The sequence below is a fragment of the Micrococcus sp. PSi08 genome (genome assembly GCF_054960655.1).
Genome location: NZ_JBHNYP010000001.1, coordinates 122,747 through 148,790, shown reverse-complemented (window position 1 = coordinate 148,790; position 26,044 = coordinate 122,747). Strand labels below are relative to the sequence as shown.

Below are 26,044 nucleotides of genomic sequence, written 5' to 3'. Positions count from 1 at the left end.
GACCTGAGGAGGCGTGATGGCAGGACATTCCAAATGGGCGACCACCAAGCACAAGAAGGCCGTCATCGACGCGCGGCGCGCCAAGGCGTTCGCGAAGTACATCAAGAACATCGAGGTCGCGGCACGTGCCGGCGGACCCGACGTCGCCGGCAACCCCGCCCTCGACCTGGCCGTGTCCAAGGCCAAGAAGGCCTCGGTGCCCAACGACAACATCGACCGCGCCGTCAAGCGCGGCGCCGGCCTGACCGGCGAGGTCATCGACTACGCCGAGATCATGTACGAGGTCCGCGGCCCCCAGGGCTCGGCGCTGCTGGTCGAGTGCCTGACCGACAACAAGAACCGCGCCGCCGCGGACGTGCGCGCGGCCGTCACCCGCAACGGCGGCACCATGGCGGACTCCGGCTCCGTCTCCTTCCTCTTCGAGCGCAAGGGCCTCGTGCGCCTGCCCACCGAGGGCAACACCGAGGACGGCCTGCTCGAGGCCGTGCTCGAGGGCGGCGCGGACGCCGAGGAGGTCGTCGTCTCCGGCGACTCCTTCGAGATCCTCTCGGACCCCTCCGACCTGCAGTCCGTGGCCAAGGCCCTCGACGAGGCGGGCGTGGAGTACGAGTCCGACGAGCTCGAGTTCGTCCCCACCATGAAGGTGGACCTGGACGCGTCGGGCGCCCGCACCTTCCTCAAGCTGGCCGATGCGCTCGAGGACCTCGACGACGTCCAGAACGTCTTCTCGAACGTGGACATCGCCCCCGAGGTCCTCGCCGAGCTCGACGAGGACTGATCGCGCTGAGCGCGCGCCGGCCCGCCGACGTCGTCCGGATCCTCGGGGTGGACCCGGGGCTCACCCGCTGCGGGATCGCCGTGGTGGACGTGGACGCGCGACGGCGGGCCGCGCTCGTCCACGTCGAGGTCACGGGCACCCCGCCCACCGCCCCCCTGGACCAGCGCCTCCTGCGCATCGACGAGGCCGTCTCCGCGGTCCTCGCCGCGCACCGGCCCGATCGCGCCGCCGTCGAGCGCATGTTCGCGAACACGAACACGCCGACCGTGCTGGGCACGGCCCAGGCCGCGGGCGTGGCGATCGCCGCGGCCGCGCGCGCCGGCGTCCCCGTGGGCCTGCACACCCCCTCCGAGGTCAAGGCCGCCGTCACCGGACACGGCGATGCGGGCAAGGAGCAGGTCACCACGATGGTCACCCGGATCCTCCGCCTCGACGCCCCGCCGCGCCCGGCCGACGCGGCCGACGCCCTCGCCTTGGCCATCGCCCACGGCTGGCGCGGCACCGCCCTCGGCGCGGCCGCCGGCCAGACCGGCCTCGACACCGCAGACCTCGCCTCCCGGGCGGGGCGCTCGCAGTTCGCCGCCAAGGCGCCCGCGCGCGCCCGCCCGCGGGGCCAGCTCACCGCCGCGCAGCGGGCCTGGCTCGACGCCGAGCGCTCGGCGGGCGGCGGGCGTCGCCGGTAGGCCGCTGCCGGGCCGGCGTTCGATGATATGTTCGAATCCGCGCCGACCGGCGTCCGTCCGTCCCGACAGGAGGGCCCCTCATGATCGCCTCGCTCAGCGGCACCGTCGAGCACGTGGCCCTCGACCGGGCGGTCATCGCCGTCGGCGGCCTGGGTGTGCAGTTCTCCGCCACCCCGCAGACGCTGTCCACCCTGCACGAGGGCCGGCCGGGGGCGGTGCAGACCCACCTCGTGGTCAAGGAGGACGCCCTGACCCTCTACGGCTTCGCGGACCGCGACGAGCGCGAGGTGTTCGAGGTGCTCATCACGGCCAACGGCGTGGGTCCCCGCCTCGCCCTGGCGATCCTCTCCGTCCACCACCCCGAGACCGTGCGCCGGGCGGTCACCGAGGAGGACGAGAAGACCCTCACCCGCGTGCCCGGCATCGGGCCGAAGATGGCGCGCAAGATCATCGTCGAGCTCTCCGGCCGCCTCGCGCCCACCGGGGAGCCGGTGCCCGAGGCGGAGGCCGAGGCGAGCGCCGAGCCGACCGTCGAGGCGCTCTGGCACGCCGACGTCGTGCAGGCGATGGCCGGCCTGGGCTGGTCCGAGAAGGAGGCGCTCAAGGTCGTCGAGGCCACCGTGGCGGCCCGCCCGGAGCTGGACGAGGGCCGCGACGTCGCCGCGCTGCTGCGCGCCACCCTGCGCGACGTCGGCATGGCCGGCGCGGTGCGAGGCGGGCGATGAGCGCGGAGTCCTCACCGCTGTCCGCGGCGGCCGTCGACCCGGAGGAGCGCCGGCTCGAGGTCGCGCTGCGCCCCAAGCACCTGGACGAGTTCGTGGGCCAGATGCGCGTGCGCGAGCAGCTGGACCTCATGCTCGCCTCCGCCCGGCTGCGGGACCGCGCCGCGGACCACGTCCTGCTCTCCGGCCCGCCCGGGCTCGGCAAGACCACGCTGGCGATGATCGTGGCCGCGGAGATGAACGCCCCCCTGCGGCTGTCCTCCGGCCCCGCGATCCAGCACGCGGGCGACCTCGCGGCCATCCTGTCCTCGCTCACCGAGGGCGAGGTGCTCTTCCTCGACGAGATCCACCGGATGTCCCGCCCGGCCGAGGAGATGCTCTACATGGCCATGGAGGACTTCCGCGTGGACATCGTGGTGGGCAAGGGCGCCGGCGCCACCTCGATCCCGCTCGAGCTGCCGCCCTTCACGCTCGTGGGCGCCACCACGCGGGCCGGCCTCCTGCCGGGGCCGCTGCGCGACCGCTTCGGCTTCACGGGCCACCTGGACTTCTACACCGAGGAGGAGCTCGAGCGCGTCCTGCGCCGCTCCGCCCTGCTGCTGGACATGCGGCTGGCCACGGAGGGGTACCGGCAGATCGCCCGGCGCTCGCGCGGCACCCCGCGCATCGCCAACCGGCTGCTGCGCCGGGTGCGGGACTGGGCGCTCGTGAAGGGGCTGGCCGAGGTCGGCCCGCACGACGCCGCCGCCGCCCTGGACATGTACGACGTCGACGGGCGGGGCCTGGACCGGCTCGACCGGTCCGTGCTCACCGCCCTGTGCACCACGTTCGGCGGCGGGCCCGTGGGGCTCAGCACGCTGGCCACCGCCGTGGGGGAGGAGGCCGAGACCGTGGAGACCGTGGCCGAGCCCTTCCTCATCCGCGAGGGCATGGTGGCGCGCACCCCCCGTGGCCGCGTCGCGCTGCCGGGGGCCTGGGAGCACCTGGGCCTCGCCGCTCCAGAGGCCACGCCGGGGCCGTGACGCCCAGGGCGGGCCCCTACACTGGACAGGCCCGCCCACCCCGAGCATCAGGAGTCCCCCATGCCCGTCGCCACCGCCGCGACCCTGCCCGTGATCGCCCAGCAGGCCCAGGGAGGCGGTGGCAGCTTGCTCATGCTCTTCGCCTTCGCCCTGCTCGCGGTGATGCTCTTCCTCTCCTTCCGCAAGGGCAAGAAGATGCAGCAGCAGCAGGCGCAGATGCGCAGCACCCTCGCCCCGGGCCTCGAGGTCATGACCGGCGCCGGCATCTTCGGCACCGTCGTGGCCGTGGACGCCGAGGCCCAGCGGGTGACGCTGGAGACCGCCCCGGGCACGCGCATGGACGTGCACCTGCAGGGCATCACCACCGTCGTGGAGCCCGAGACGGCCGCCGCGGCCGCCGCGCCCACCACGGACCCGTCGCGTCGGGATGACGCCCCCGGCACCGAGTACCGCGCCGACGACGCCGACCCGCGTCCGCGCCGCGACGACCTGGCCTGAGGCCCACCCACCCCTGCACACGCGGCCCCGCCTGGCGGGGCCGCTCGGATGTGACGGAAGCACCTGAGCAATGGCGAAGAGAACACCCTCCGGCTCCGCCGGGCGCACCCTGACCTGGCTGGCCGCCCTCCTCGTGGTCCTGGCCGCGATCCTCGGCGGGGGCGTGGCCTCCGGCGCGGCCTCCTGGGCTCCCAAGCTCGCCCTCGACCTCGAGGGCGGCACGCAGATGGTGCTGGCCCCCGAGACCTCGACGGGCGAGTCCGTCACCCCCGAGCAGCTGGACCAGGCCGTGGAGATCATCCGCCAGCGTGTGGACGGCTCCGGCGTGGCCGAGGCGGAGGTCGCCACGCAGGGCTCCCAGAACGTGGTCGTCTCCCTGCCCGGGGTCCCGGACGAGGAGACCCGCCGGCTGATCCAGGCGTCCGCGGACATGCAGTTCCGCCCCGTGCTGCAGTCCGGCCCGGGGGAGGCCACCCCCGAGGACCAGCGCCTGCCCGAAGACCAGCTGCCGAAGCCCGACGGCGAGCCGGCCGACGCCTACGACCCGAACTGGGTCACCCCGGCCCTGCTGGCCGAGTTCCAGGCCACGGACTGCACCGCCCCGCGGGACCCGGCCGCGCCCCCGCCGCCGTCCGACCGGGCGATCGTCGCCTGCCAGCCCTCCGAGGAGCTCGCCGACGGCGCCGTCACGTCGGCCCAGAAGTACATCCTGGGCCCCGTGGTCATCCCGGGCACCCAGATCAAGGGCGCGTCCAACGGCATGGCCCAGGCCCAGAGCGGCGTCTCCACCAACCAGTGGGTCGTCAACATCGAGTTCGACGAGGAGGGCACCAAGGCCTTCACGGAGGTCACCCAGAAGCTCACCCCGTACCCCGAGGGCGACCCGCGCAAGCAGTTCGCGATCCTGCTGGACGGGGACGTGATCTCCGCGCCGCAGTCCAACGTGGTCATCACCAACGGCAGCGCGCAGATCAGCGGCCCCACCCTGAACGAGCAGACGACGGCGCAGTTGGCCGAGCAGCTCAACTACGGCTCCCTGCCGATCTCCTTCTCGATCGAGTCCGAGCAGCAGATCTCCGCCACGCTCGGCCGGGACCAGCTCTTCTGGGGCCTGATCGCCGGCCTGATCGGCCTCGGCCTCGTGGCCGTGTACCAGTTCTTCCAGTATCGGGCCCTGGGCCTGCTGACCTTCGCCTCGATCATCGTGGCGGGCGTGCTGACGTGGCTGACCATCGCGATCCTGGGCTGGACGGACAACTACCGCCTGTCCCTCGCGGGCATCGCCGGGCTCATCGTGGCGATCGGTCTGACGGCGGACTCGTTCATCGTCTACTTCGAACGCATCAAGGACGAGCTGCGCGCGGGCCACACCGTGCCCGTCGCCGTGCACGAGGGCTGGAAGCGCGCCCGGCGGACGATCACCGCGTCCAAGGCCGTGAACCTGCTGGCCGCCGTCGTGCTGTACTTCGTGGCCGTCGGCAACGTGCGCGGCTTCGCGTTCACCCTCGGCCTCACCGCGATCGCCGACCTGATCGTGGTGTTCATGTTCACCCACCCGCTCATGGTGCTGTTGGCCCAGACCCGCTTCGTGGGCGAGGGACACCCGATGTCCGGACTGGACCCGTCGCTGTTGGGCGGGCCGTCCCTGTACCAGGGCGCCGGGCGCTTCCGCGAGCCCGCCCACGCCCCCCGCACCGGGCTCCCGGCGGAGGCCTCCGACGAGCCGGCCGACGCCGACGACGCGGCGGCCGCCGACGCCCCGCGCCCGCTCGCCGCGACGGGCGCCCCCCGCGCGGGCTCGTCCGCCCGGGGCGGCCGCCGCTCGCGCACCGCGCCGCCCATGACGATCGCCGAGCGACGCCGCGCCGAGCGACGCCGCCAGGAGGAGGACCAGTGAACCGCTTCGCCGACTGGGGCAACGCCCTCTACTCGGGCCGCATCTCCTACCCGTTCATCCAGCGCTGGCGGCGGTGGTTCGCCCTCGCCGCCCTGCTGCTCGTCCTCGCCGGCGGCCTGACCGCCCTCCGCGGTGGCTTCAACCTCGGCATCGAGTTCCGGGGCGGCTCCGAGTTCACCGTCTCGCAGACGGCCTCCACCGACGTGGCCGCGGGCGAGCGCGCCGTGACCGACGTGCTGGCCGACGGCCACGCCACCGTCACGAACGTCGCCCCGGGCACCGTGCGCGTCCAGACCGAGCAGCTCGACGACGCCCAGACCCGAGCCGTGGCCGCGAACCTGCAGGAGGCCTACGGCGTCGGCCAGGACCAGGTGACCTCGACCTTCGTGGGGCCGACCTGGGGCGCCGCGGTGTCGCAGCAGGCCCTGATCGGCCTGGTGATCTTCGTGGTGCTCGTGACCCTGTTCATGGCCGTGTACTTCCGCACCTGGAAGATGTCCCTGGCCGCCGTGCTCGGCATGCTCTACGTGGTCGCGCTGACCGCCGGCATCTACGGCGCCACCGGCTTCGAGATCACGCCGTCGGCCATCATCGGCTTCCTCACGATCCTGTCGTACGCGCTCTACGACACCGTGGTGGTCTTCGACAAGATCCGCGAGAACACGATCGGGGCCGAGGAGGACCCGGAGCGCTCCTTCGTCGAGAACGTGAACCTCGCGGTGAACCAGACGCTCGTCCGGTCCATCACGACCTCCGTCGTCGGCATCCTGCCGGTCGGCTCGATCCTGTTCATCGGCGCGGGGCTGCTCGGTGCCGGCACGCTGCGGGACATCGCGCTCGCGCTGTTCGTGGGCATCATCGTGGGCACCCTGTCCACCCTGTTCCTCCAGGCGCCGCTGTACGCCCTGCTGCGCCGCAACGACCCGGACGTGCGCGACCACGACGCCCGGGCCGCGGCCCGCGCCGCCCGGGAGCGTGCCTCAGAGGCGGTCACCGATCCCGACGTCGCCCCCTGGGACGACGGCGCGCGACTCTGACGGAGCCGCTGCGGCTCCGGTGCACCTGCCACCGGGCCCGGCGGTCTTTCTGGGGCGGGGCGGGACGGGCGCGGGTAGACTCGCCGATCATCCCGGCCGGAGCGGTCGGGGCCGCACGAGTCAGGAGGCGTGGCCCATGAGCGAGCAGGACCCCACTCCCGTCCCGGTCCGGCCCCGCGGCCGGATCGCACGCCTGACCGGCCGGCACGCCACCGAGTACTCGCCCCTGCTCGAGCCGCTGATGCGCACGGTGCGGCAGCGAGCCACCAAGACCGAGCTGGCCGACATCGTCCGCGCCTTCGAGGTCGCCCGCGCGGCACACGAGGGGCAGATGCGGCGCTCCGGGGACCCGTACATCACCCACCCCGTCGCGGTCGCCACGATCCTCGCCGAGATCGGCGTGACCGGCCCGACCCTCCTGGCGGCCCTGCTGCACGACACCGTCGAGGACACGGACTACTCCCTGGAGCGCCTGCGCGCCGACTTCGGCTCCGACGTCGCCCTCCTCGTGGACGGCGTGACCAAGCTGGACAAGGTGACCTACGGCGCCGCGGCGCAGGCCGAGACCGTGCGCAAGATGGTCATCGCGATGGCCCAGGACGTGAACGTCCTGCTCATCAAGCTCGCCGACCGGCTGCACAACGCGCGGACGTGGCGGTACGTCTCCCCGGAGTCCAGCGCGCGCAAGGCCCAGGAGACCCTGGACATCTACGCCCCGCTGGCCCACCGGCTCGGCATGAACACCGTCAAGTGGGAGCTCGAGGACCTCTCCTTCGCCGCCCTCAAGCCCAAGATGTACGCGGAGATCGTGCGCCTCGTGGGGGAGCGGAACCCGGAGCGGGAGAAGCACATCGCGGCGCTGCGCACCGTGATCGAGGATCATCTGCGCGAGCACCGGATCCGGGCGACCGTCACCGGACGGCCGAAGCACTACTACTCGATCTACCAGAAGATGGTGACGCGCGGGAAGGACTTCGACGACATCCACGACCTGACGGGCATCCGGGTGCTCGTGGACTCCGTGCGTGACTGCTACGCCGTGCTCGGCGCGATCCACGCCCGCTGGAACCCGGTCCCGGGTCGGTTCAAGGACTACATCGCGGTCCCGAAGCTGAACATGTACCGCTCCCTGCACACCACGGTGATGGTGCCGGGCGGCAAGCCGGTGGAGATCCAGATCCGCACGCAGGAGATGCACCGCCAGGCCGAGTACGGCGTCGCCGCGCACTGGCGGTACAAGGCCCAGGCCGCGGGCCAGGCGCCGGTGCAGGCCACGCCGGCCTGGCTGCGCTCGGTGATGGACTGGCAGGCGGACACCCGGGACCCGGACGAGTTCCTCGCCTCGCTGCGCACCCAGATCGGGGCGGACGAGGTGTACGTCTTCACGCCGAAGGGGGAGATCCGCACCCTGCCCGCCGGCTCCACGCCCGTGGACTTCGCCTACGCCATCCACACCGACGTCGGCCACCGCACCATCGGTGCCCGGGTCAACGGCAAGCTCGTCCCGCTGTCCACGCCGCTGAGCCACGGCGACACCGTGGAGGTCTTCACCTCGCGCGCCGAGGACGCGGGCCCGAGCCGGGACTGGCTGGGCTTCGTGGTCTCGCCACGGGCCCGGTCCAAGATCCGTCACCACTTCGCCACGCAGCGCCGCGGCGAGCAGGCCGACCGGGGACGCGAGTCGCTGACCCGTCAGCTGCGCAAGGCCGGCATGACCGTGCAGCACGTGCTCGGCGGCGAGGAGCTGGTGCAGCTGGCCACGGATCTCGGCTACGCGGACCTCGACGGGCTGTTCGTGGCCCTCGGCGACGGTCACGTGTCCGCGCAGTCCGTGCAGGAACGCGTCGCGGAGCGCCTCGCTCCGCCGACGCCGACGCAGGCCGAGCCGGAGGGCGAACTGACCGTCGGCGAGGTGGACCTGCAGGAGCTGGTCCCGGCTCAGGCGCGGCGCGCCCCCGCGCGGGCCACCAACGACGCCGGCGTGCTCGTGGACGGCGACGGCGGTGTCATGGCCAAGCTGGCCCGGTGCTGCAACCCGGTGCCGCCGGATGCCATCGACGGGTTCGTCACCCGCGGCTCCGGGGTCTCCGTGCACCGGGTCGACTGTCCGAACCTGGCGACCCTGCTCGCGCAGGAGCCGGAGCGCCACACCCCGGTCAGCTGGGCGCCGTCGAGGGACACCGTCTACCTGGTCGAGATCCAGATCGAGGCGCTGGACCGCAAGTCGCTGCTCTCCGACGTCACACGGGTCCTCTCCGAGAACCACGTGAACATCCTCTCGGCCTCCGTGAACACCACCCGCGACCGCGTGGCGATGAGCCGGTTCGTCTTCGAGATGGGCGACCCCCGGTTCCTCGGCCACGTGATCGACGCGGTGCGCCGCATCGACGGCGTGTTCGACGTGCACCGCACCTGAGCCTCCCGGCCTCAGTCGGGGACGTCCAGCGCCGTCAGCAGCGCGCCCAGCCGGCGCCGGGCCGCCACGACGCCGGCGCGGCGGGTCCGGCGGGCCAGCCGCTCCCGCAGCCCGGCGGCGCCGTGGGCGCCGATCACGGCAGCCGCGCGCCGCGCCGCATCCGGGTCGGCGCTGAGCAGCAGGTCTTCGACCGTCCGGGCGGGCGTGGTGACCCGCACGGGGCCGAAGCGGAGCACGTCCTGTTCGGCGGGGGCGACGCCCGTGGCATCGGCCGCGACGTCCGACTGCGTGAGCGTCCAGGGCAGCAGGCCCCCGCCGGCGGGGCGCCGGTGGAAGTGCGGCACGGCCGCGTGCAGCCGCCCGGGCGCCGCGCCGCCGGCCAGGATCCAGGCCGCCGACGGGCCGATCGCGGTCCAGCCGGCGGCCAGGAGCGGGCCGCCGAGGGTCCACAGGGCAGCGGCCCGGACCGCGGGATCGTCCGCGGCGTCCGGCCGCGCCCACACCCCGGGCAGCAGCGGCCGCACGGCGCCCCGCGCGCCGAGCGCCTGCAGCTCCGGCTCCGTGAAGGGGTCGCCCGCCAGCACGAGTGCCCCGGTCGGGGCGGTCTCCTCGATCGTCACGGTCGTCATGCCCGGATCCTGCCAGAGACGGGGACGCCCCCGCGGCCGCCTGTGGACAGGCGGGCCGCGGGGGCGTGCTCGAGACGGGTGGGGCTCAGCGGAGCTCGGAGGCCGAGGCCTCGAGGGCCTGCTTCCACTGCAGGCGCGCGTCGAGCGCCTCCTGGGCCTTCTTGACGGCGCGCTGGTCGCCCCGGGCCTGGGCCCGGGCGAGATCCGCCTCGAGCCCCGCGATGGTCTCCTCGAGCTGCGTGAGGGCGGAGTTCGTGCGGGCCTTGGTCTCCGGGTCGGTGCGGCGCCAGTGCTCGTTCTCCGCCTGCTTGAGGGCGTCCTCGAGCTTGCGGAAGCCCTCCTCCATCCGGCGGACGTCCCCGCGGGGCACGCGGCCGGCATCCTCCCACCGCCCGCGCAGCTCGTTGAGCGCGCGCCGTCCGGCCTTGACGTCCGTGAACGGGAGCAGCTTCTGGCCGTCGGCGAGGATCTGCTCCTTCACCTTCAGGTTGGCCCCGTACTCGCGGTCGATCTCCTGGTTCGCGGCCTTGCGGGCGGCGAAGAAGACGTCCTGGGCGGCGCGGAAGCGGGCCCAGAGGGCGTCGTCCTCCTTGCGGGAGGCCCGGGGGGCGCGCTTCCACTCGTCCATCAGGTCGCGGTACTTGCCGGCGGTCACGCCCCAGTCGGTGGAGGTGGACAGCTCCTCGGCACGGGCGATGAGACGCTCCTTGACCTGCTTGGCCTCGGCCGAGGCGGCGTCCAGCCGGGAGAAGTGGGCGCGGCGGGTCTTGTCGAACGCGGTGCGGGCGCCGCGGAAGCGCTTCCACAGGTCGTCCTCGACCGACTTGGCCAGACGCGGACCGGCCTTCTGGGCGGCCTTCCACTCCTCGAACAGCTCCGTCATGCGCTTGGACGCGGTCTTCCAGGGCATCCGCTCGGCCGGGGTCTGGGCGAAGGTCTCGGCCTCGGCGACGATGGCCTCGCGGGTGGCCAGCTGCTCGGCCTGGGCGGCCTGCCGGGCCTCCTGTTCCGCGGCGCGGTAGTCGCCCAGGAGGGTCTCCAGGGCCGCCAGGCGGGTGCGGAGGGCGTCCATGTCGCCGACCATGTGGCGCTCGTTCACCGCGGTCGTCATCTGACCCAGCGCCCGGCCCAGCTCACTCGAGGGGGCGCCGGCGGCGATGCGCTGCTCGAACAGGGCCATCTGGGCGCGCACGTCGTCGTACTTGCGCACGAAGTACGCCAGCGCGTCCTCGGTGCTCGCGTCCGGCACCTGGCCGACCGCGTGCTCCTCCTGCCCGTCCAGCAGCGTGACGTGGCCGTCCTCGCTCACCCGGGCGAACCTGGCGGCCTCCTCCACCGGGGTGGGCGGCACGGTCGGGGCCACGACGGGGGTCGGGGCGGCGGACGCGGCGGCGGGCGTCGCGGGGCGCACGGCGGCCGGGCTGGCCTTCTTCATCGCGGCCGGGGAGGGCACGGCGGGCGCCTCGGCGGGCTGGGAGGAATCACCGTGCGCCGGCGCGTCGGGGACGACCTCGGGGACGGGCCGGGCCTCGGCGGGCACGGTCGGCTCGGCGGCCTCGGCCGACGCGGGGGCGGCCTCGGTGGCGGGGGACTGCTGGTCGTCGGGCTGCATGTGATTGGTCACCGCTGGAACTCTCCCTGACTGCGCCGGCACGCAGTCGTCGAGGGATGCGGCCGGTCGGGATGGACACGAACAGGGCCAGCGTACCGGGCCGGACAGCGCCCGCGCCTAGAATGGGCCGGTGCGCCGGCGGGGGACCGTCGCGCGTCCCCGCCGTCGTCGTCTCGAAGGATCGCCATGTCCCGCAAGGCCTCCCTGTCCGGTTTCCACGAGTGGCTGCCCGCCGAGCGGCTCGTGGAGCAGCACGTGCTCGACACGCTGCGGCGGACCTTCGAGCTGCACGGGTTCGCCGGCATCGAGACCCGTGCCGTGGAGACCCTGGGCCAGCTGCTGCGCAAGGGCGAGGTGGACAAGGAGGTCTACGCGGTCTCCCGCCTGGCCGAGGACGAGGAGGTCGCCGCGGGCCGGCGCGATCCCAAGGACCCGGCCGACCCCAAGCGCCTGGCCCTGCACTTCGACCTCACCGTGCCGTTCGCCCGCTACGTCGTGGAGAACGCCGGCCACCTCGCCTTCCCCTTCCGTCGCTACCAGATGCAGAAGGTCTGGCGCGGGGAGCGCCCTCAGGAGGGCCGCGCCCGCGAGTTCACCCAGGCGGACATCGACGTCGTCGGCGACGGCGCCCTCTCGCCCCGGTACGACGCCGACGTCGCACTCGTGATGGCCGAGGCGCTCGGCGCCCTGCCGATCGGCGACTTCCTCATCCGCGTGAACAACCGCAAGCTCGCCGAGGGCTTCTACCGGGGCATCGGCCTGGAGGACACCGCCGGCGTGCTGCGCAGCATCGACAAGCTGGAGAAGGTCGGCCCGGAGGAGGTCGCGCGGCTGCTCCAGGAGGAGGTCGGCGCGAGCCCCGAGCAGGCTGCGCAGGCGCTGGCCCTGGCGGACATCCGCACGTCGGACGCCTCGTTCGTCGAGCGGGTCCGCGCCCTGGGGGTGACCCACGAGCTGCTCGAGGAGGGGCTGACCGAGCTGGCCGACGTCGTCGCCACCCTGCACCGCCGCGCCCCCGGGCGCGCCGTGGCGGACCTGTCCATCGCGCGCGGCCTGGACTACTACACGGGCACCGTCTACGAGACCGTCCTGGTGGGCCACGAGCAGCTCGGCTCGATCTGCTCGGGCGGCCGCTACGACGCGCTCGCGTCCAAGGGGAACCGCGTGTTCCCCGGTGTCGGGCTGTCCATCGGCGTGACGCGGCTGGTGATGCGCATGCTGTCCCAGCAGATGGCCGTGGCCTCCCGCTCCGTGCCGACCGCGGTGTACGTGGCGCTGACGGCGGACGAGGACTGGTCCGAGGCCCAGGACGTCGCGGCCCTGCTGCGACAGCGCGGCATCCCCGCGGAGGTCGCGGTGTCCGCGGAGAAGTTCGGCAAGCAGATCAAGTACGCGGATCGCCGCGGCATCCCGTTCGTCTGGTTCATGGGCCGGGACGATGCCGGCGCGCGGGTCCACGAGGTCAAGGACATCCGCTCCGGCGAGCAGCACGCCGCGGACCCGGCCGACTGGACCCCGCCGGCCGAGGACCTGCTGCCGCAGGTCGCCCGCGCGCAGGACTGAGCGGGCGGACCGCTGCGCCGGCCCCGGCGCGCGACGCCGACACCCGTCCGCGCGTCGGTTCACCGGCCCCGGCGCCCGGCCCGCACGAACGCGCGCCCGCCCACCCCGATCAGGAACACGCCCGCCATCGCGGCCACGGACATCGGCGGCAGGCTGAGGGCGAGCAGCAGGCACAGGGCCAGGCCGAGGACGTTGACGGCGCGGGGCACGCGCAGCGGGCGCAGCGGGCGCGGCCGGGCCGGGCGGCGGCCGTCGTCGTCCCCGCGCAGGGTCAGGGCGGACAGGTTCGCCACCGCGTAGTAGACGAGCACGCCGAACGAGCTGAAGCCCACCACGGTGAGGATGTCCGTGGTGAGCAGGAGCAGGATCACGGCCGCGGCCACCGTCAGCTGAGCCGTCCACGGCGTGCCGGTCCCCGCATGGACCCGTGCCAGGGGGCGGGGCAGGTCGGACTCGCGGGCCATGGCCAGGGCGGTGCGGGAGATGCCCGTCAGCAGGTTGAGCATGGCCCCGGCCGCGGCGAGGGCGGCGCCGGCCACCGCCACCCAGCCCCAGCCGGAGCCCAGGGCGGTCTCGAGCAGGTCGCGCACGGGCGCCGGGGACCGGGCCAGCCCGGAGGTCCCGAGGCCCGAGATCAGCGCCGTGGCGAGCAGCAGGTACAGCGCCACGGTCACGGCGAGGGCGATCAGGATGGCGCGCGGGATCGTGCGTGCGGGGTCGATGACCTCCTCACCCATGGTGGCCACGCGCGCGTAGCCGGCGAACGCGAAGAACAGGACGCCCGCGCCCATGAGCACGCCCTGCACGGGGGAGTCGACGCCGAGCGCCGCGGCCGAGCCCCCGGGGGCCTCGCGCGCCAGGCCTGCGCCGATGGCCAACACGAGCACGGCGAGCACGGGCACGAGGATCGCCAACGTCGCCTGCGCGGTCCGCGTCACGCCCGCCATCGCCACCCCGGTGAGCACGACGACGGCGGCCACGCCCGTCCACCGGGCCGCGGCGGCGTCGTCGGGGAAGAGGTACAGGCCGAGGGTGGCCGCCATCGCGGCCACCGACGCGGTCTTGCCCGTGACGAAGCCCCAGCCGGCGACGAAGCCGGCCCACGGGTGCAGCTGCCGCCGGCCGTAGACGTAGGCGCCGCCGGACTCGGGGTGGACGGTGGCCAGCTGCGCCGTGGACAGGGCGTTGCACAGGGCCGCGACGGCCGCGACCGCCAGGGCCCCGTACAGCAGGCCGGGGTGGCCGCCGGTGAGCGCGGCCGCCAGGCCGATCGCGGTGAACACGCCCGCGCCGATCATCGAGCCGAGGCCGATCGCGACGGCGTGGAGCAGGGTCAGGCGGCGCTGCAGGGCGGCGGTCATGACGGGGTCCTCCTGGGCTGGGGCAGTGTGGACGGGGCACTAGACTGACGGGAACGGCGCGCGCCCGCCCCGCAGGCGTATCACACGGCGTCGACCATCACATGAACCCCGCACATCGTCCGGCGACCGGACGGAGAGGATCCTCGTGCTGCGCACCCACTCCCTCGGCGAGCTCAACGCCTCGCTCATCGGCCAGACCGTCACCGTCACCGGCTGGGTGGCGCGGCGGCGAGACCACGGCGGCGTGGCCTTCGTGGACCTGCGCGACGCCTCGGGCTTCGCCCAGGTTGTGGTGCGGGACGAGGCGGACTTCGACCCGCTGCGCAACGAGTGGGTTCTGCAGGTCACCGGCACGGTCGAGCGCCGCCCCGAGGGCAACGAGAACCCGAACCTGCCCTCCGGCGAGATCGAGCTGATCGCGGAGACCGTGACGGTGCTCAACACCGCCGCCGCGCTGCCGTTCCAGGTGGACGAGCACGTGGAGGTCGGCGAGGAGGCCCGGCTGCGCCACCGCTACCTGGACCTGCGCCGCCCGCAGCCCTCGCGCATCATGCGCCTGCGCTCCGAGGTCAACCGGACGGCGCGCGAGCTGCTGCACGGCGAGGGCTTCGTGGAGGTCGAGACCCCGACTCTCACGCGCTCGACGCCGGAGGGCGCCCGCGACTTCCTCGTCCCGGCCCGCCTGGCTCCCGGCTCCTGGTACGCCCTGCCGCAGTCGCCGCAGCTGTTCAAGCAGCTGCTGCAGGTGGGCGGGATCGAGAAGTACTACCAGATCGCCCGCTGCTACCGCGACGAGGACTTCCGCGCGGACCGTCAGCCCGAGTTCACCCAGCTGGACATCGAGGCCTCCTTCGTGGAGCAGGACGACGTGATCGCCCTCGGCGAGAAGATCGTCAAGGCCCTGTGGGCCCTCGTCGGTGTGGACGTGCCGACGCCGATCCGCCGCATGACCTACGCCGAGGCGATGGAGAAGTACGGCTCGGACAAGCCGGACCTGCGCTTCGGCCTCGAGCTGACGGACCTGACCGAGTACTTCAAGGACACCCCGTTCCGCGTGTTCCAGAACGAGTACGTGGGCGCCGTCGTGATGCCGGGCGGCGCCTCCCAGGCCCGCCGCACCCTCGACGCGTGGCAGGAGTGGGCCAAGCAGCGCGGCGCCAAGGGCCTGGCCTACGTGCTCATCCAGGAGGACGGCGAGCTGACCGGCCCGGTGTCCAAGAACATCTCCGAGGAGGAGAAGGCCGGGCTGGCCGCCGCCGTGGGCGCGAACCCGGGCGACTGCGTGTTCTTCGCCGCCGGGAAGCCGAAGGAGTCCCGCGCGCTGCTGGGTGCGGCCCGCGTGGAGATCGGCCGTCGCTGCGGGCTGTTCACCGATGCCGGTGACGGCGTGGCCGCGAAGGACGCCGACTGGGCGTTCGTGTGGGTCGTGGACGCGCCGATGTTCGAGCCGGCGGCCGACGCCGTGGCCTCGGGCGACGTCGCCGTGGGCGCGGGCGCCTGGACCGCCGTGCACCACGCGTTCACCTCGCCCAAGCCGGAGTTCGCGGACACCTTCGACGCCGACCCGGGCTCGGCCCTGGCCTACGCGTACGACATCGTGTGCAACGGCAACGAGATCGGCGGCGGCTCCATCCGCATCCACCGTCGGGACGTGCAGGAGCGCGTGTTCGAGGTCATGGGCCTGTCCCCGGAGGAGGCGAACGAGAAGTTCGGCTTCCTGCTCGAGGGCTTCAAGTACGGTGCCCCGCCGCACGGCGGCATCGCGTTCGGCTGGGACCGCGTGGTCGCCCTGCTGGCCGGCACCGACTCGATCCGCGAGGTCATCGCGTTCCCGAAGACCGGCGGCGGCTTCGACCCGCTGACGGGCGCACCGGCGCCCATCACCGCCCAGCAGCGCAAGGAGGCCGGCGTCGACGCGCAGCCGGAGCCGAAGCAGGCCGAGGCCGAGTCGGAGGCCTGACCCGGGCCCGCGGCGGGCCACGCCATCGGGGCGGGTGCGGGGAATCAGCTGCGGAAACGACCCTTCCGGGCCTCGTCTGAGGAGCCGGAAGGGTCGTCTCCGCAACAGATCCAGGACGGACGGCGTGCTGCGAGCAGGCTTCAGCCGCGCCGTGGCCCGGACAGCTCGTCTGAGTCCACGATCAGCGTGAACGGCCCGGAGTTGGTGAGGGAGACGTCCATCATCGCGCCGAACACCCCGCGCTCCACGCGCACGCCCGAGGACTCCAGCTCGGCCATGAACCGCTCGTACAGCGGCTGCGCCTGCTCGCCCTTGGCGGAGCGGGTCCACGACGGGCGACGTCCCTTGCGGACGTCCCCGTAGAGGGTGAACTGGCTGACCACGAGGGCGGGCGCGCCGGCGTCGACGAGTGAGACCTCGCCGTCGAGCATCCGCAGCCCGGCGATCTTCGCCGCCAGCTGCACGGCCTCGGCCTCGGTGTCGTCGACGCTCACGCCGAGCAGGATCACCAGCCCCTCGCCCTCGAACGAGCCGACGACCTTCCCGTCGACGGTCACGGACGCGGACTGGGCTCTCTGGCAAACGGCACGCATGCCGCCATCCTGCCATCGGCGCGCCCGGGGCTCCGCGCCCGCGGACGGGGCTCACCTCGTACACGGTGGCCGGACCGGAGACCTCGTTGGCCACGATCACCGGGGCTGAGCCGGAGGGGGACCCGTCAGCCGGCACGAACGTCAGGCCCGCAGCGCAGAGGTCCAGGTCACGGCGACCACGGAGAACGTGCCCTCAGGGTGGACGGAGAAGCCGTCGGCCAGCGCGCGGTGTCCCGCGGGTGTCGACGGCGCCGGACGCCCCGCGTGCCGTCCGCCGAGGTCAGTCCCTGACCGGCAGCCCCGCGAGCACCCGCACCGTCGTGAGGTTCCGGGCCGTGCCGCGCACCCCCAGCGCCCGGTCGAGGCGGGCCGGGGTGAGCGGGGAGTCGGCGATCCCCGTGGCGCAGCGCATCCACAGCAGCCGTCCCTCCAGGGCCGTGCGATCCGGCCCCGCGGGTCGGCCGTCCCCGTGGTCGAGCGCGGCCAGGGCGGCGGCCGCCTCGGGTGCGGGGTCGTCCTCGAGCACGGTGAGCTGGGTGCGTTTCGGCTCGCCGCCGGCCCAGGGGAGCGCGTCGTGCAGCTCCAGAGCGCGCCGGAGCGTGCCCACGTCCACGAGGACCACGGGGACGTCGAGGCCGCCCTCCTCACGCGCCCGCCGCGCGAACCCCTGCCGCACGCCCTCCGCGGCCGCGTCGGAGGACGCCCGGAACAGGACGTTGCCGCTGGCCAGGTGGGTCGTGACCGCCTCCCCGCCGGCGGCCTGGGCCCAGCGGATCAGCGTGTCCTTGCCGACACGGTTGCTCCGGCCCACGTTGATCCCGCGCAGCAGCAGGACGTGGGTGTGGTCGGCGCGCGGGGCGGCGGGGCTCATGCGGCCATGATGCCACCCACGCGCCCGCGGGCCGAGGACTACCCTGGACCCGATGGACGACCTCTTCAGCGCCGCGCACACCGGGGCCGACGACGACGGCCCGGCCGGCACCGTGGCCGCCCCGCACCCCGGCGCACCGCTGGCCGTGCGCATGCGCCCGCGCACGCTGGATGAGGTGCTGGGTCAGCGGCACCTCATGCGGCCGGGCTCCCCGCTGCGCAAGCTCGCCGAGCCCGATCCGGACTCCGCCGCGGGACCGAGCTCGGTCATCCTGTACGGGCCGCCGGGCATCGGGAAGACGACGCTGGCCCACGTGATCGCCCGCGCCCCCGGGCGCACGTTCACGGAGCTGTCCGCCATCACGGCCGGCGTGAAGGACGTGCGGCAGGTGATGGAGCAGGCCCAGCGCGAACGCGACCTCTACGGCCGCACGACCGTCCTGTTCCTCGATGAGATCCACCGCTTCTCCAAGGCGCAGCAGGACGCGCTGCTGCCGGGCGTCGAGAACCGCTGGGTCGTGCTCGTGGCGGCGACCACGGAGAACCCGTCCTTCTCGGTGATCGCACCCCTGCTCTCCCGGTCGCTGCTGCTCACGCTGCGTCCGCTCACGGACGACGACATCGTCGGGCTGCTGGACCGTGCCGTGACCCAGGAGCGCGGGCTCAACGGGGCCGTGGTGCTCGAGGACGACGCGCGGGACTACCTGGTGCGGATGGCCGGCGGCGACGCGCGGCGGGCGCTCACGGTGCTGGAGGCCGCGGCCGGCGTCGCCCTGGACAAGGCGCGGGAGGCCGGCCGGGCGGGGGAGGGCGCCGTCGCGGTCACGGAGGAGGATGCCGCGCAGGCGATGGACCACCACGTCCAGCGCTACGACAAGGACGGCGACCAGCACTACGACGTGATCAGCGCCTTCATCAAGTCCATCCGCGGATCGGACGTGGACGCGTCGATGCACTACCTCGCCCGGATGCTGGAGGCGGGGGAGGACCCCCGGTTCATCGCCCGGCGGCTGATCATCTCCGCGTCCGAGGACGTGGGCATGGCCGACCCGACCGCGCTGCAGACCGCCGTGGCCACCGCCCAGGCCGTGCAGCTGATCGGCATGCCGGAGGGACGCATCATCCTGGCGCAGGCCGTGACGCATCTGGCCACCGCGCCGAAGTCCAATGCGAGCTACACCGCCGTGAACGAGGCGATCGCGGACGTGCGGGCCGGCCACACGGGCGCGGTGCCCGCGCACCTGCGGGACGCGCACTACCCCGGTGCGGCAGCCCTCGGCCACGGCCAGGGCTACGTCTACAGCCATGACGAGCCGCACGCCGTGGCGCGTCAGCAGTACGCCCCGGACCCGCTGGTGGGGAAGGACTACTACCGGCCCAAGCCCATCGGCCACGAGAAGCGGCTCGCCGAGCAGGTGGCCGCGCTGCGCCGGATCGTCCGCGGTGAATGACGGCGGGCGCCCTCCCGCCCGCCAGAGCGTGGGCGCCGACCCGGTTCTGGTAGAGTGGTCCGCTGTCTGGCAGGCGCTGCGCCCCGGACGCATCCCCCTCGAACGGTCCACGGGACACCCGCGTGCCCGGGCGAGGGACGCGCAGCGCATCAGTGGATGACGGGCGGCGGCACGCCCCTCAGCTCTCCTCAGGATCGCGGGGAGGCCAGGTTCGAGTCCCCTTGACCCGTACGCCCCGGCGCCCGGACGAGACCTCGAGACAAACCCGAACCGTGCCGCACGTCAAGGAAAGGCAGGTCCACCATGAGTGGCAACCTTCGCACCCGCCGCACCGTGCGGCACTCCCGCGCCCTGGGCATCGCGCTGACCCCCAAGGCCGAGAAGTACATGGAGCGTCGTCCGTACGGCCCCGGCCAGCACGGCCGCGCCCGCCGCAAGCAGGACTCGGACTACGCGGTGCGCCTCAAGGAGAAGCAGCGTCTGCGCGCCCAGTACAACATCCGCGAGGCCCAGATGCGCCGCTACTTCGAGGAGGCCAAGCGCACCGCCGGCCTGACCGGTGAGAACCTGGTCGAGCTCCTCGAGCAGCGCCTCGACGCCCTCGTGCTGCGCGCCGGCTTCGCCCGCACCATCCAGCAGGCCCGCCAGCTCGTCGTGCACCGCCACATCCTGGTGGACGGCAAGCGCGTGGACGTCCCCTCGTTCCGCGTGAAGGAGGGCCAGATGATCCACGTGCACGAGCGCTCGGAGAAGATGGTCCCCTTCCAGCTGGCCGCCGCCGGCGCCCACCAGCAGGTCCTGCCCGCCACCCCGGGCTACCTGACCGTGGAGATCGACAAGCTGCGCGCCACCCTCACCCGTCGCCCGAAGCGCTCCGAGGTCCCCGTGACCTGCGAGGAGCAGCTCGTGGTCGAGTACTACGCGCGCTGATCCGCCGCGTCCGGTTCCGTCCCGGACGACGGCGCCCCGCGCGTCCCGCAGGCCCGGTCACCTCTCGGAGGTGGCCGGGCCTGCGGCGTCCCCCGGGCCCACCGCCGGGGATCGGCGCCGCGCCCGGTAAGGTGGGGCCGGAATCCCTGCCGTCCGAAGGAGGCCCCCGCCATGCTCCGCTCGCTGCTGCTCGTCGGCGCCGGCGCCGCATCCGGCTGGTTCGCACACCGCGCCCTCGGTGACCGTGCCCACCCGGCCGCGGACGGGGCCGACGCGCCGACGTCGGGCCCCGGCTCCGCTGGGGGGCGTGCGGGGTTCTCCGCCCGCCTGGACCCGGAGCGTCTGGCCCGCCAGGCCGGTGAGGCCGCCGCCGACGCCGCGGCGGCCGCCCTGCAGGACGGTGCCCGGCGCCTGGCCGAGCGCGTCCGCGCCGAGGCCCCCTGGGCCGCGCCCTACCTGCCCCACACGGGGCCGATCATCTCCGGGGAGACCGTGGAGCCGCCGTCGCACGGCGCCGCCCGCCCCCAGACCACCACCACGCAGAAGGACACCCCCGCATGAAGTCCCAGGAGATCGCCCGCCGCTGGACCGCCTTCTTCGAGTCCAGGGGGCACCGCGTGGTGCCGTCGGCGTCGCTCGTCTCGCCGGATCCGTCGCTGCTGTTCACGGTGGCCGGCATGGTCCCGTTCATCCCGTACTTCCTGGGGGAGCAGACCCCGCCGAGCCCGCGCGTCGTCTCGGTGCAGAAGTGCATCCGCACCGCGGACATCGAGGAGGTCGGCAAGACCGTCCGCCACGGCACCTTCTTCCAGATGTGCGGCAACTTCTCCTTCGGCGACTACTTCAAGGAGACGGCCATCCCGATGGCCTGGGAGCTGCTGACGTCCTCGGTCGAGGACGGCGGCTTCGGCCTGGACCCCGAGCGCCTCTGGGTCACCGTGTACCGCGAGGACGACGAGGCCGAGCGCATCTGGCGCGAGGACGTGGGCGTCCGTCCCGAGCGCATCCAGCGCATGGGCAAGGAGGACAACTACTGGCACACCGGCCAGCCCGGCCCGGGCGGCCCCTGCTCGGAGATCTTCTACGACCGCGGCCCCGCGTACGGCGTCGACGGCGGCCCGGCCGCGGACGACACCCGCTACATCGAGATCTGGAACCTCGTGTTCATGCAGTACCGCCTCTCCGCGGTGCGCTCGAAGGACGACTTCGACGTCGCCGGCGAGCTCGAGCACAAGAACATCGACACCGGTCTCGGCCTCGAGCGGCTCGCCATGATCCTCCAGGGTGTGGAGAACATGTACGAGACGGACCAGGTCCGCCCCGTGCTCGACCGCGCCGCGCAGCTGGCCGGTCGCTCCTACACCTCCACCGAGGACCCGGCCGACCCGCACTACGACGACGACGTCCGCCTGCGCATGGTGGCCGACCATGTGCGCTCGGCCCTGATGCTGATCAGCGACGGCGTGCGTCCCGGCAACGAGGGCCGCGGCTACGTGCTGCGCCGCCTCATCCGCCGCGTCGTCCGCGCCCTGCGCCTGATGGGCGTCACCGAGCCCGTGTTCCCCGAGCTGCTGCCGGTCTCCCGGGACGCGATGAAGGGCACCTACCCGGTCGTCGCGGACGAGTTCGAGCGCATCGCCCGGATCGCCTACGCCGAGGAGAAGGCGTTCCTGCGGACCATCGCCGCGGGCACGGCCCGCCTCGACGCCGCGGTGGGCCAGGCCCGCTCGGCGGGCGGCGGCATCGCCGGCCCGGACGCGTTCGAGCTGCACGACACCTACGGCTTCCCGATCGAGCTGACGCTGGAGATCGCGGAGGAGGCCGGCGTCGCCGTGGACGAGGCCGGGTTCCGCGCCCTCATGGCCGAGCAGCGCGACCGCGCCCGCGCGGACGCCAAGGCCAAGAAGTCCGGCCACACGGACACGGCCGTGTACCAGCGCCTGCGCGCCGAAGGCCAGACCCACTTCACCGGCTACACCGAGCACACCACCGAGTCGGTGGTGCGCGGCCTGCTGCAGAACGGCGAGGAGGTCCCGTCCGCGGGCGCCGGCACGGAGCTCGAGCTCGTCCTGGACGCCACGCCGTTCTACGCGGAGTCCGGCGGCCAGGCCGCGGACACCGGCCTGATCACCGGCGACGGCTTCCGCCTCGAGGTGCTCGACGTGCAGGCCCCCGTGAGGGGGCTGTCCGTGCACAGGGTCAAGGTCCTCGACGGCGAGGTCGCCGCCGGCGCGCAGGCCCTCGGCGCGATCGACCTGCAGCGCCGCCTCGACGGCGAGAAGGCCCACTCCGGCACCCACCTGGTGCACGCCGCGCTGCACCAGGTCCTCGGCCCCGAGGCCACCCAGTCCGGCTCCTTCAACAAGGAGGGCTACCTGCGCTTCGACTTCCGCTGGGCCGAGTCGCTCTCGGCCGGGGCCCGCTCCGAGGTCGAGGACGTGGTGAACATCGCCATCCGCGACGACCACACCGTGCTCACCCAGGAGATGAGCCTCGAGGAGGCGCGCGCACTCGGCGCGATGAGCCTGTTCGGCGAGAAGTACGGCGACCGGGTGCGCGTCGTGGAGATCGACGGCGCCTGGTCCCGCGAGCTGTGCGGCGGCACCCACGTGGGCCGCACCGCGCAGATCGGCTCGCTGACCCTGCTCGGCGAACAGTCCGTGGGCTCGGGCAACCGGCGCGTCGAGGCCCTCGTCGGCCTGGACTCGTTCCGCCACCTCGCCGCGGAGCGCACCCTTGTCTCCGAGCTCTCGGAGATGTTCAAGGCCCCGGCCGAGGAGCTCAAGGACCGCATCGGCTCCACCCTGGACCGGCTCAAGGCGGCCGAGAAGCAGGTCGCGGAGCTGCGGGCCCAGGCGCTGCAGACCCAGGCCGGCCAGCTCGCCGGGCAGGCCCAGGACGTCACGACCTCCGCCGGGACGGCGGTGCGGGTGCTGGCGCACCACGTCGGCGACGTGGCCGGGGACCAGCTGCGTTCCCTCGCGCTGGACCTGCGCGCCCGGATCGAGTCGGCTGGCGGCAACGCGGCGGGCACCCCCGTGCTCGTGGCCCTCACGGCCGAGGCCAAGGGCCGGCCCCTCGTGGTCGTGGCGACCAACGAGGCCGCCCGCGCGGCCGGCCTCAAGGCGGGCGCCATGGTCAAGACCGCCACCGGCGTGCTCGGCGGCGGGGGCGGAGGCAAGGACGACGTCGCCCAGGGCGGCGGCCAGGACGTCACGCGCGTCGGGGATGCGCTCGACGCCGTCGTCGCCGCGGTGCGCGCGGCCTGAGGCGGACGTGAGCGCAGGTCAGGACGGGGCCAACGCGGCAACCGACGCCGTGCGCCGGGGGCGCACCCTCGGCGTCGACGTCGGCCGTGCCCGCGTGGGCGTCGCGTCGGCCGACCCCGACGGCCTGATCGCCACCCCCGTGGCCACCCTGCGGCGGGATGCGCGTCGACGTCGTGACGTGGACGAGCTCGTCGCCCACGCACGCGAGCTCGACGTCGTCGCCGTGTACGTCGGCCTGCCGGTGAATCTACGGGGCGAGCACACGCCGTCCACGCAGGACGCCCTCGACTACGCGGACGCCGTCGCCGCCGCCCTGGCCGAGGCGGGCCACCCTGTGCCGGTCCGGCTCGTCGACGAGCGGCTCAGCACGGTCTCCGCGCAGGCCGGACTGCGGGCCGCGGGCCGGTCCGTCAAGGACAGCCGCGGCGTGATCGACCAGGCGGCCGCCGTCGCGATCCTGCAGGCCGCCGTGGACGAGCAGCGCCGCACCGGGCGCTGGGCCGGCCAGGACCGGGAGCCGATCCGGTGACCGGCGACCACCAGCACGCTCGGCGTGAGGACCACTGGGACGATCTGCTCGACGACGAGGCCGACGTCCACGACGACCTCGACGTGTTCGGCTTCGCCCACGAGGAGGCGGACGAGGCCGACGTCGGCGCCCCGTCCCAGCCGGTCGGCGCGGCCGGCCCACGCCGGCCTCGCATGCTCCTGCGCCGCCGGGGCACCGGGTCCCACCCGGCCTCGCGGGTCGACCGCGGCGCCGGCCGGCGGCGGACCGCGCTGGTGCTGGGCACGGTGCTGGTGGCGTTCGCCGTCGTGGTCGGGCTGATCGTGCGCGGCTTCCTGAGCGGCCCCGACCACACGGCCGTCGAGGGCGACGAGGTGACGTTCTCGGTGGAGCCGGGCGAGGACCTGGGCTCCGTGGCGGCCCGCCTGGACCGGGCCGGCATCGTGGGCTCCGCCCGTGCTTTCGAGCGCGCCGCCAGGGACACGGGCAGCGGTCTCGTCCGTTCGGGGGACTTCGTGCTGCGCGAGCGGATGCCCGCGGCCGAGGCCCTCGCGGTGCTCCAGGGTGCCACGGACGGGGCCGTGCACTACGTGCTCGTGGAGCGCGGGCGGCGACTCACCGAGGTGCTGGACGCCGTCGCCGAGGCCACGGGGCTGCCCCGCGAGGAGCTCGAGGCCGCCGCCCAGGACCCGACCCGCTACGGCGTCCCCGGGGAGGCGGGCACGCTCGAGGGCTGGCTCGACGCCGGGGAGTACCGCCTCCCCGTCGACGCCACCGCCGGGCAGGTGCTCGACGCCCTGGTCCGGCCCACCCTCACCGAGCTCGAGGCCCTCGACGTCCGCGACCCGGCCGAGCAGCAGCGCGTGCTCACGATCGCCTCCATCCTCGAGGCGGAGGCCCTGCCCCAGGACTACCAGCAGGTCGCCGGCGCCATCGAGAACCGCCTCGCCCCGGACAACACCGAGACGCACGGGCTCCTGCAGATCGACGCCACCGTCACGTACGGCCTCGGAGTGCGCAGCCTCAGCTTCACCTCGGGCCAGCGGCAGGACGCCTCGAACCCCTACAACACGTACGTGCACCCGGGCCTGCCGCCGGGTCCGATCGGCATGCCCTCCGACGCGGCCGTCGAGGCCGCCCTCGACCCGGCCGAGACGGACGCCTACTACTGGGTGACCACGGACATCGGCACCGGCCACACCGAGTTCTCCCGCACCTATGAGGAGCACCAGCAGCACGTGCGCACCCTGCAGCGCTACTGCGCGTCCAACCCGGGGGTGTGCTGATGCGCCCCGTGCTGCGCGCGGCGGTCCTGGGCCGGCCGATCGCCCACTCGCTCTCCCCGGTGCTGCACGCGGCCGCCTACCGGGTCCTCGGCCTCGACGTCGACTACGGCCGCCGTGACCTGGGCGAGGACGAGGTGCTCGCCTTCGCGGCCGAACACCTCGGCGCCCCGGGCGCGGCCGAGCCAGTCCTGGCCGCGGCCCGCGGCCAGGACTGGCTCGGCTGCTCCGTGACCATGCCGCTGAAGCGGGCGGTCGTCGCCGCCGCCGGGCACGTCAGCGACCGCGTCCGGCTCCTGGGCACCGCGAACACCCTCGTGCGCGACCACCCCGCCGCCCCCGGGGTCGTCCACGCCGAGAACACGGACGTGGACGGCATCCTCGGCGCCCTCGCCGCGGCCGGCCTCGACCGTGCCGCCCGGGGCGGGACCGTCGGCGTCCTCGGGAACGGGGGGACCGCGACGGCGGCCGTCCTCGCCGCCGCCACGCTCGGGGCGGACGCGGTGCTCTTCGGCGTCCGCGACGCAGCGCGCGCCGCCGAGGTGACGGCCCTGGCCGACGCGCTCGGGCTGCGCTGGGCGACCCTCGGCCAGCCGGATCTGCTCCGGCGGGCACCGGGGCTGCGTGCCGTCGTCGCCACCCTGCCGCCGCGCGCCGCGGACGCCCTGGCCGCACACGTGCCGGCCGACGCCGCCCTCCCGCCCCTGCTGGACGCGGCCTACGACCCGTGGCCCTCCGTGCTGGCGGCCGCCTGGTCCCGGGAGGGCGGTCCGGTGGCGTCCGGGCTGTCCATGCTGCTGCACCAGGGCATCGAGCAGGTCCGGCTGTTCACGGCCCGGCCCCGCGCCGCGGCCGGGATGCCCGAGCCGGACTGGGCGGCGGTGACGCGCGCCGCGGCGGACGCCCTGGGACCGGCCGCAGGCTGAGCGTCGAACGCCGGATCCGGTGCGTGCCGTCCGGTC

The 26,044-nt window shown here is 74.1% G+C and carries 22 protein-coding genes; 17 read left to right on the top strand and 5 right to left on the bottom strand.

The window, feature by feature from the left end:
- Positions 1-16 precede the first annotated feature (16 nt).
- The 8 genes from ACFI33_RS00660 to ACFI33_RS00625 all read left to right on the top strand — a co-directional run bounded on the left by ACFI33_RS00660 (position 17) and on the right by ACFI33_RS00625 (position 9,053).
- Positions 17-778: a YebC/PmpR family DNA-binding transcriptional regulator gene (locus tag ACFI33_RS00660; RefSeq protein WP_049147641.1), complete on the top strand. Its 762-nt coding sequence runs from the start codon at positions 17-19 to the stop codon at positions 776-778.
- Positions 779-825: 47 nt separating this feature from the next.
- Positions 826-1,461, top strand: a complete 636-nt coding sequence (ruvC, locus tag ACFI33_RS00655) for a crossover junction endodeoxyribonuclease RuvC (protein ID WP_036317938.1) — start codon at positions 826-828, stop codon at positions 1,459-1,461.
- A gap of 80 nt (positions 1,462-1,541) precedes the next feature.
- A complete protein-coding gene (gene ruvA, locus ACFI33_RS00650; protein WP_144879621.1) occupies positions 1,542-2,186 on the top strand; it encodes a Holliday junction branch migration protein RuvA in 645 nt (214 codons plus the stop codon).
- A complete protein-coding gene (gene ruvB / locus ACFI33_RS00645; RefSeq protein ID WP_095353336.1) occupies positions 2,183-3,205 on the top strand; it encodes a Holliday junction branch migration DNA helicase RuvB in 1,023 nt (340 codons plus the stop codon). The genes ruvA and ruvB overlap by 4 nt, the downstream gene beginning before the upstream one ends.
- Before the next feature lie 60 nt (positions 3,206-3,265).
- Positions 3,266-3,703 carry a preprotein translocase subunit YajC gene (yajC, locus tag ACFI33_RS00640; RefSeq protein WP_144862042.1) on the top strand — a complete coding sequence of 146 codons (438 nt, stop codon included), beginning with the start codon at positions 3,266-3,268 and terminating at the stop codon, positions 3,701-3,703.
- A 70-nt stretch (positions 3,704-3,773) separates the two neighbouring features.
- Positions 3,774-5,600 carry a protein translocase subunit SecD gene (secD, locus tag ACFI33_RS00635; RefSeq protein WP_336574971.1) on the top strand — a complete coding sequence of 609 codons (1,827 nt, stop codon included), beginning with the start codon at positions 3,774-3,776 and terminating at the stop codon, positions 5,598-5,600.
- Positions 5,597-6,637: a protein translocase subunit SecF gene (gene secF, locus ACFI33_RS00630; RefSeq protein ID WP_036317952.1), complete on the top strand. Its 1,041-nt coding sequence runs from the start codon at positions 5,597-5,599 to the stop codon at positions 6,635-6,637. The genes secD and secF overlap by 4 nt, the downstream gene beginning before the upstream one ends.
- Positions 6,638-6,773: 136 nt before the next feature.
- On the top strand, positions 6,774-9,053 hold the full coding sequence (locus tag ACFI33_RS00625; RefSeq protein WP_036340297.1) for a RelA/SpoT family protein: 2,280 nt from the start codon (positions 6,774-6,776) through the stop codon (positions 9,051-9,053).
- An 11-nt stretch (positions 9,054-9,064) separates the two neighbouring features.
- Here ACFI33_RS00625 and ACFI33_RS00620 read toward each other — a convergent pair whose 3' ends face one another.
- Positions 9,065-9,682, bottom strand: coding sequence for a hypothetical protein (locus ACFI33_RS00620; protein ID WP_336574970.1), 618 nt, complete (start codon positions 9,680-9,682; stop codon positions 9,065-9,067).
- A gap of 85 nt (positions 9,683-9,767) precedes the next feature.
- Positions 9,768-11,306, bottom strand: a complete 1,539-nt coding sequence (locus ACFI33_RS00615) for a DUF349 domain-containing protein (protein ID WP_095694637.1) — start codon at positions 11,304-11,306, stop codon at positions 9,768-9,770.
- 174 nt (positions 11,307-11,480) lie between these two features.
- On the opposite strand from ACFI33_RS00615, the gene hisS reads away from it, so the two are divergent.
- Positions 11,481-12,857 carry a histidine--tRNA ligase gene (hisS, locus tag ACFI33_RS00610; RefSeq protein ID WP_095694636.1) on the top strand — a complete coding sequence of 459 codons (1,377 nt, stop codon included), beginning with the start codon at positions 11,481-11,483 and terminating at the stop codon, positions 12,855-12,857.
- 59 nt (positions 12,858-12,916) lie between these two features.
- Here hisS and ACFI33_RS00605 read toward each other — a convergent pair whose 3' ends face one another.
- The gene (locus tag ACFI33_RS00605; protein ID WP_060973791.1) at positions 12,917-14,218 is read right to left on the bottom strand and encodes an APC family permease; all 1,302 of its coding nucleotides are present in this window, start codon (positions 14,216-14,218) and stop codon (positions 12,917-12,919) included.
- 145 nt (positions 14,219-14,363) lie between these two features.
- On the opposite strand from ACFI33_RS00605, the gene aspS reads away from it, so the two are divergent.
- On the top strand, positions 14,364-16,178 hold the full coding sequence (gene aspS, locus ACFI33_RS00600) for an aspartate--tRNA ligase (protein ID WP_036336619.1): 1,815 nt from the start codon (positions 14,364-14,366) through the stop codon (positions 16,176-16,178).
- Positions 16,179-16,318: 140 nt separating this feature from the next.
- Here the strand turns inward: aspS and dtd are convergent, their stop codons facing one another.
- Together dtd and ACFI33_RS00590 are read right to left on the bottom strand one after the other, a co-directional pair.
- Entirely contained in the window at positions 16,319-16,771 is a 453-nt protein-coding gene (gene dtd / locus ACFI33_RS00595; protein ID WP_036336617.1) for a D-aminoacyl-tRNA deacylase, read from the bottom strand.
- A gap of 280 nt (positions 16,772-17,051) precedes the next feature.
- On the bottom strand, positions 17,052-17,642 hold the full coding sequence (locus ACFI33_RS00590; protein ID WP_036336615.1) for a DUF1697 domain-containing protein: 591 nt from the start codon (positions 17,640-17,642) through the stop codon (positions 17,052-17,054).
- Between the two features lie 52 nt (positions 17,643-17,694).
- Between ACFI33_RS00590 and ACFI33_RS00585 the strand changes: the two genes are divergently transcribed.
- The 7 genes from ACFI33_RS00585 to ACFI33_RS00555 all read left to right on the top strand — a co-directional run bounded on the left by ACFI33_RS00585 (position 17,695) and on the right by ACFI33_RS00555 (position 26,008).
- Positions 17,695-19,092: a replication-associated recombination protein A gene (locus ACFI33_RS00585; RefSeq protein ID WP_036336613.1), complete on the top strand. Its 1,398-nt coding sequence runs from the start codon at positions 17,695-17,697 to the stop codon at positions 19,090-19,092.
- 303 nt (positions 19,093-19,395) lie between these two features.
- The gene (rpsD, locus tag ACFI33_RS00580; protein ID WP_020621561.1) at positions 19,396-20,022 is read left to right on the top strand and encodes a 30S ribosomal protein S4; all 627 of its coding nucleotides are present in this window, start codon (positions 19,396-19,398) and stop codon (positions 20,020-20,022) included.
- A 171-nt stretch (positions 20,023-20,193) separates the two neighbouring features.
- Positions 20,194-20,583, top strand: coding sequence for a hypothetical protein (locus tag ACFI33_RS00575; RefSeq protein WP_036336611.1), 390 nt, complete (start codon positions 20,194-20,196; stop codon positions 20,581-20,583).
- Complete coding sequence (alaS, locus tag ACFI33_RS00570) at positions 20,580-23,291, top strand: alanine--tRNA ligase (RefSeq protein WP_152743867.1); 2,712 nt, start codon at positions 20,580-20,582, stop codon at positions 23,289-23,291. The genes ACFI33_RS00575 and alaS overlap by 4 nt, the downstream gene beginning before the upstream one ends.
- On the top strand, positions 23,251-23,820 hold the full coding sequence (gene ruvX, locus ACFI33_RS00565; RefSeq protein ID WP_041103686.1) for a Holliday junction resolvase RuvX: 570 nt from the start codon (positions 23,251-23,253) through the stop codon (positions 23,818-23,820). The genes alaS and ruvX overlap by 41 nt, the downstream gene beginning before the upstream one ends.
- A complete protein-coding gene (gene mltG / locus ACFI33_RS00560; protein ID WP_041103688.1) occupies positions 23,817-25,085 on the top strand; it encodes an endolytic transglycosylase MltG in 1,269 nt (422 codons plus the stop codon). Before ruvX ends, mltG begins: the two co-directional genes overlap by 4 nt.
- Positions 25,085-26,008 (top strand): shikimate dehydrogenase family protein, encoded by a 924-nt coding sequence (locus ACFI33_RS00555; protein ID WP_095353348.1) that lies wholly within the window; start codon positions 25,085-25,087, stop codon positions 26,006-26,008. The genes mltG and ACFI33_RS00555 overlap by 1 nt, the downstream gene beginning before the upstream one ends.
- Positions 26,009-26,044: the final 36 nt, after the last annotated feature.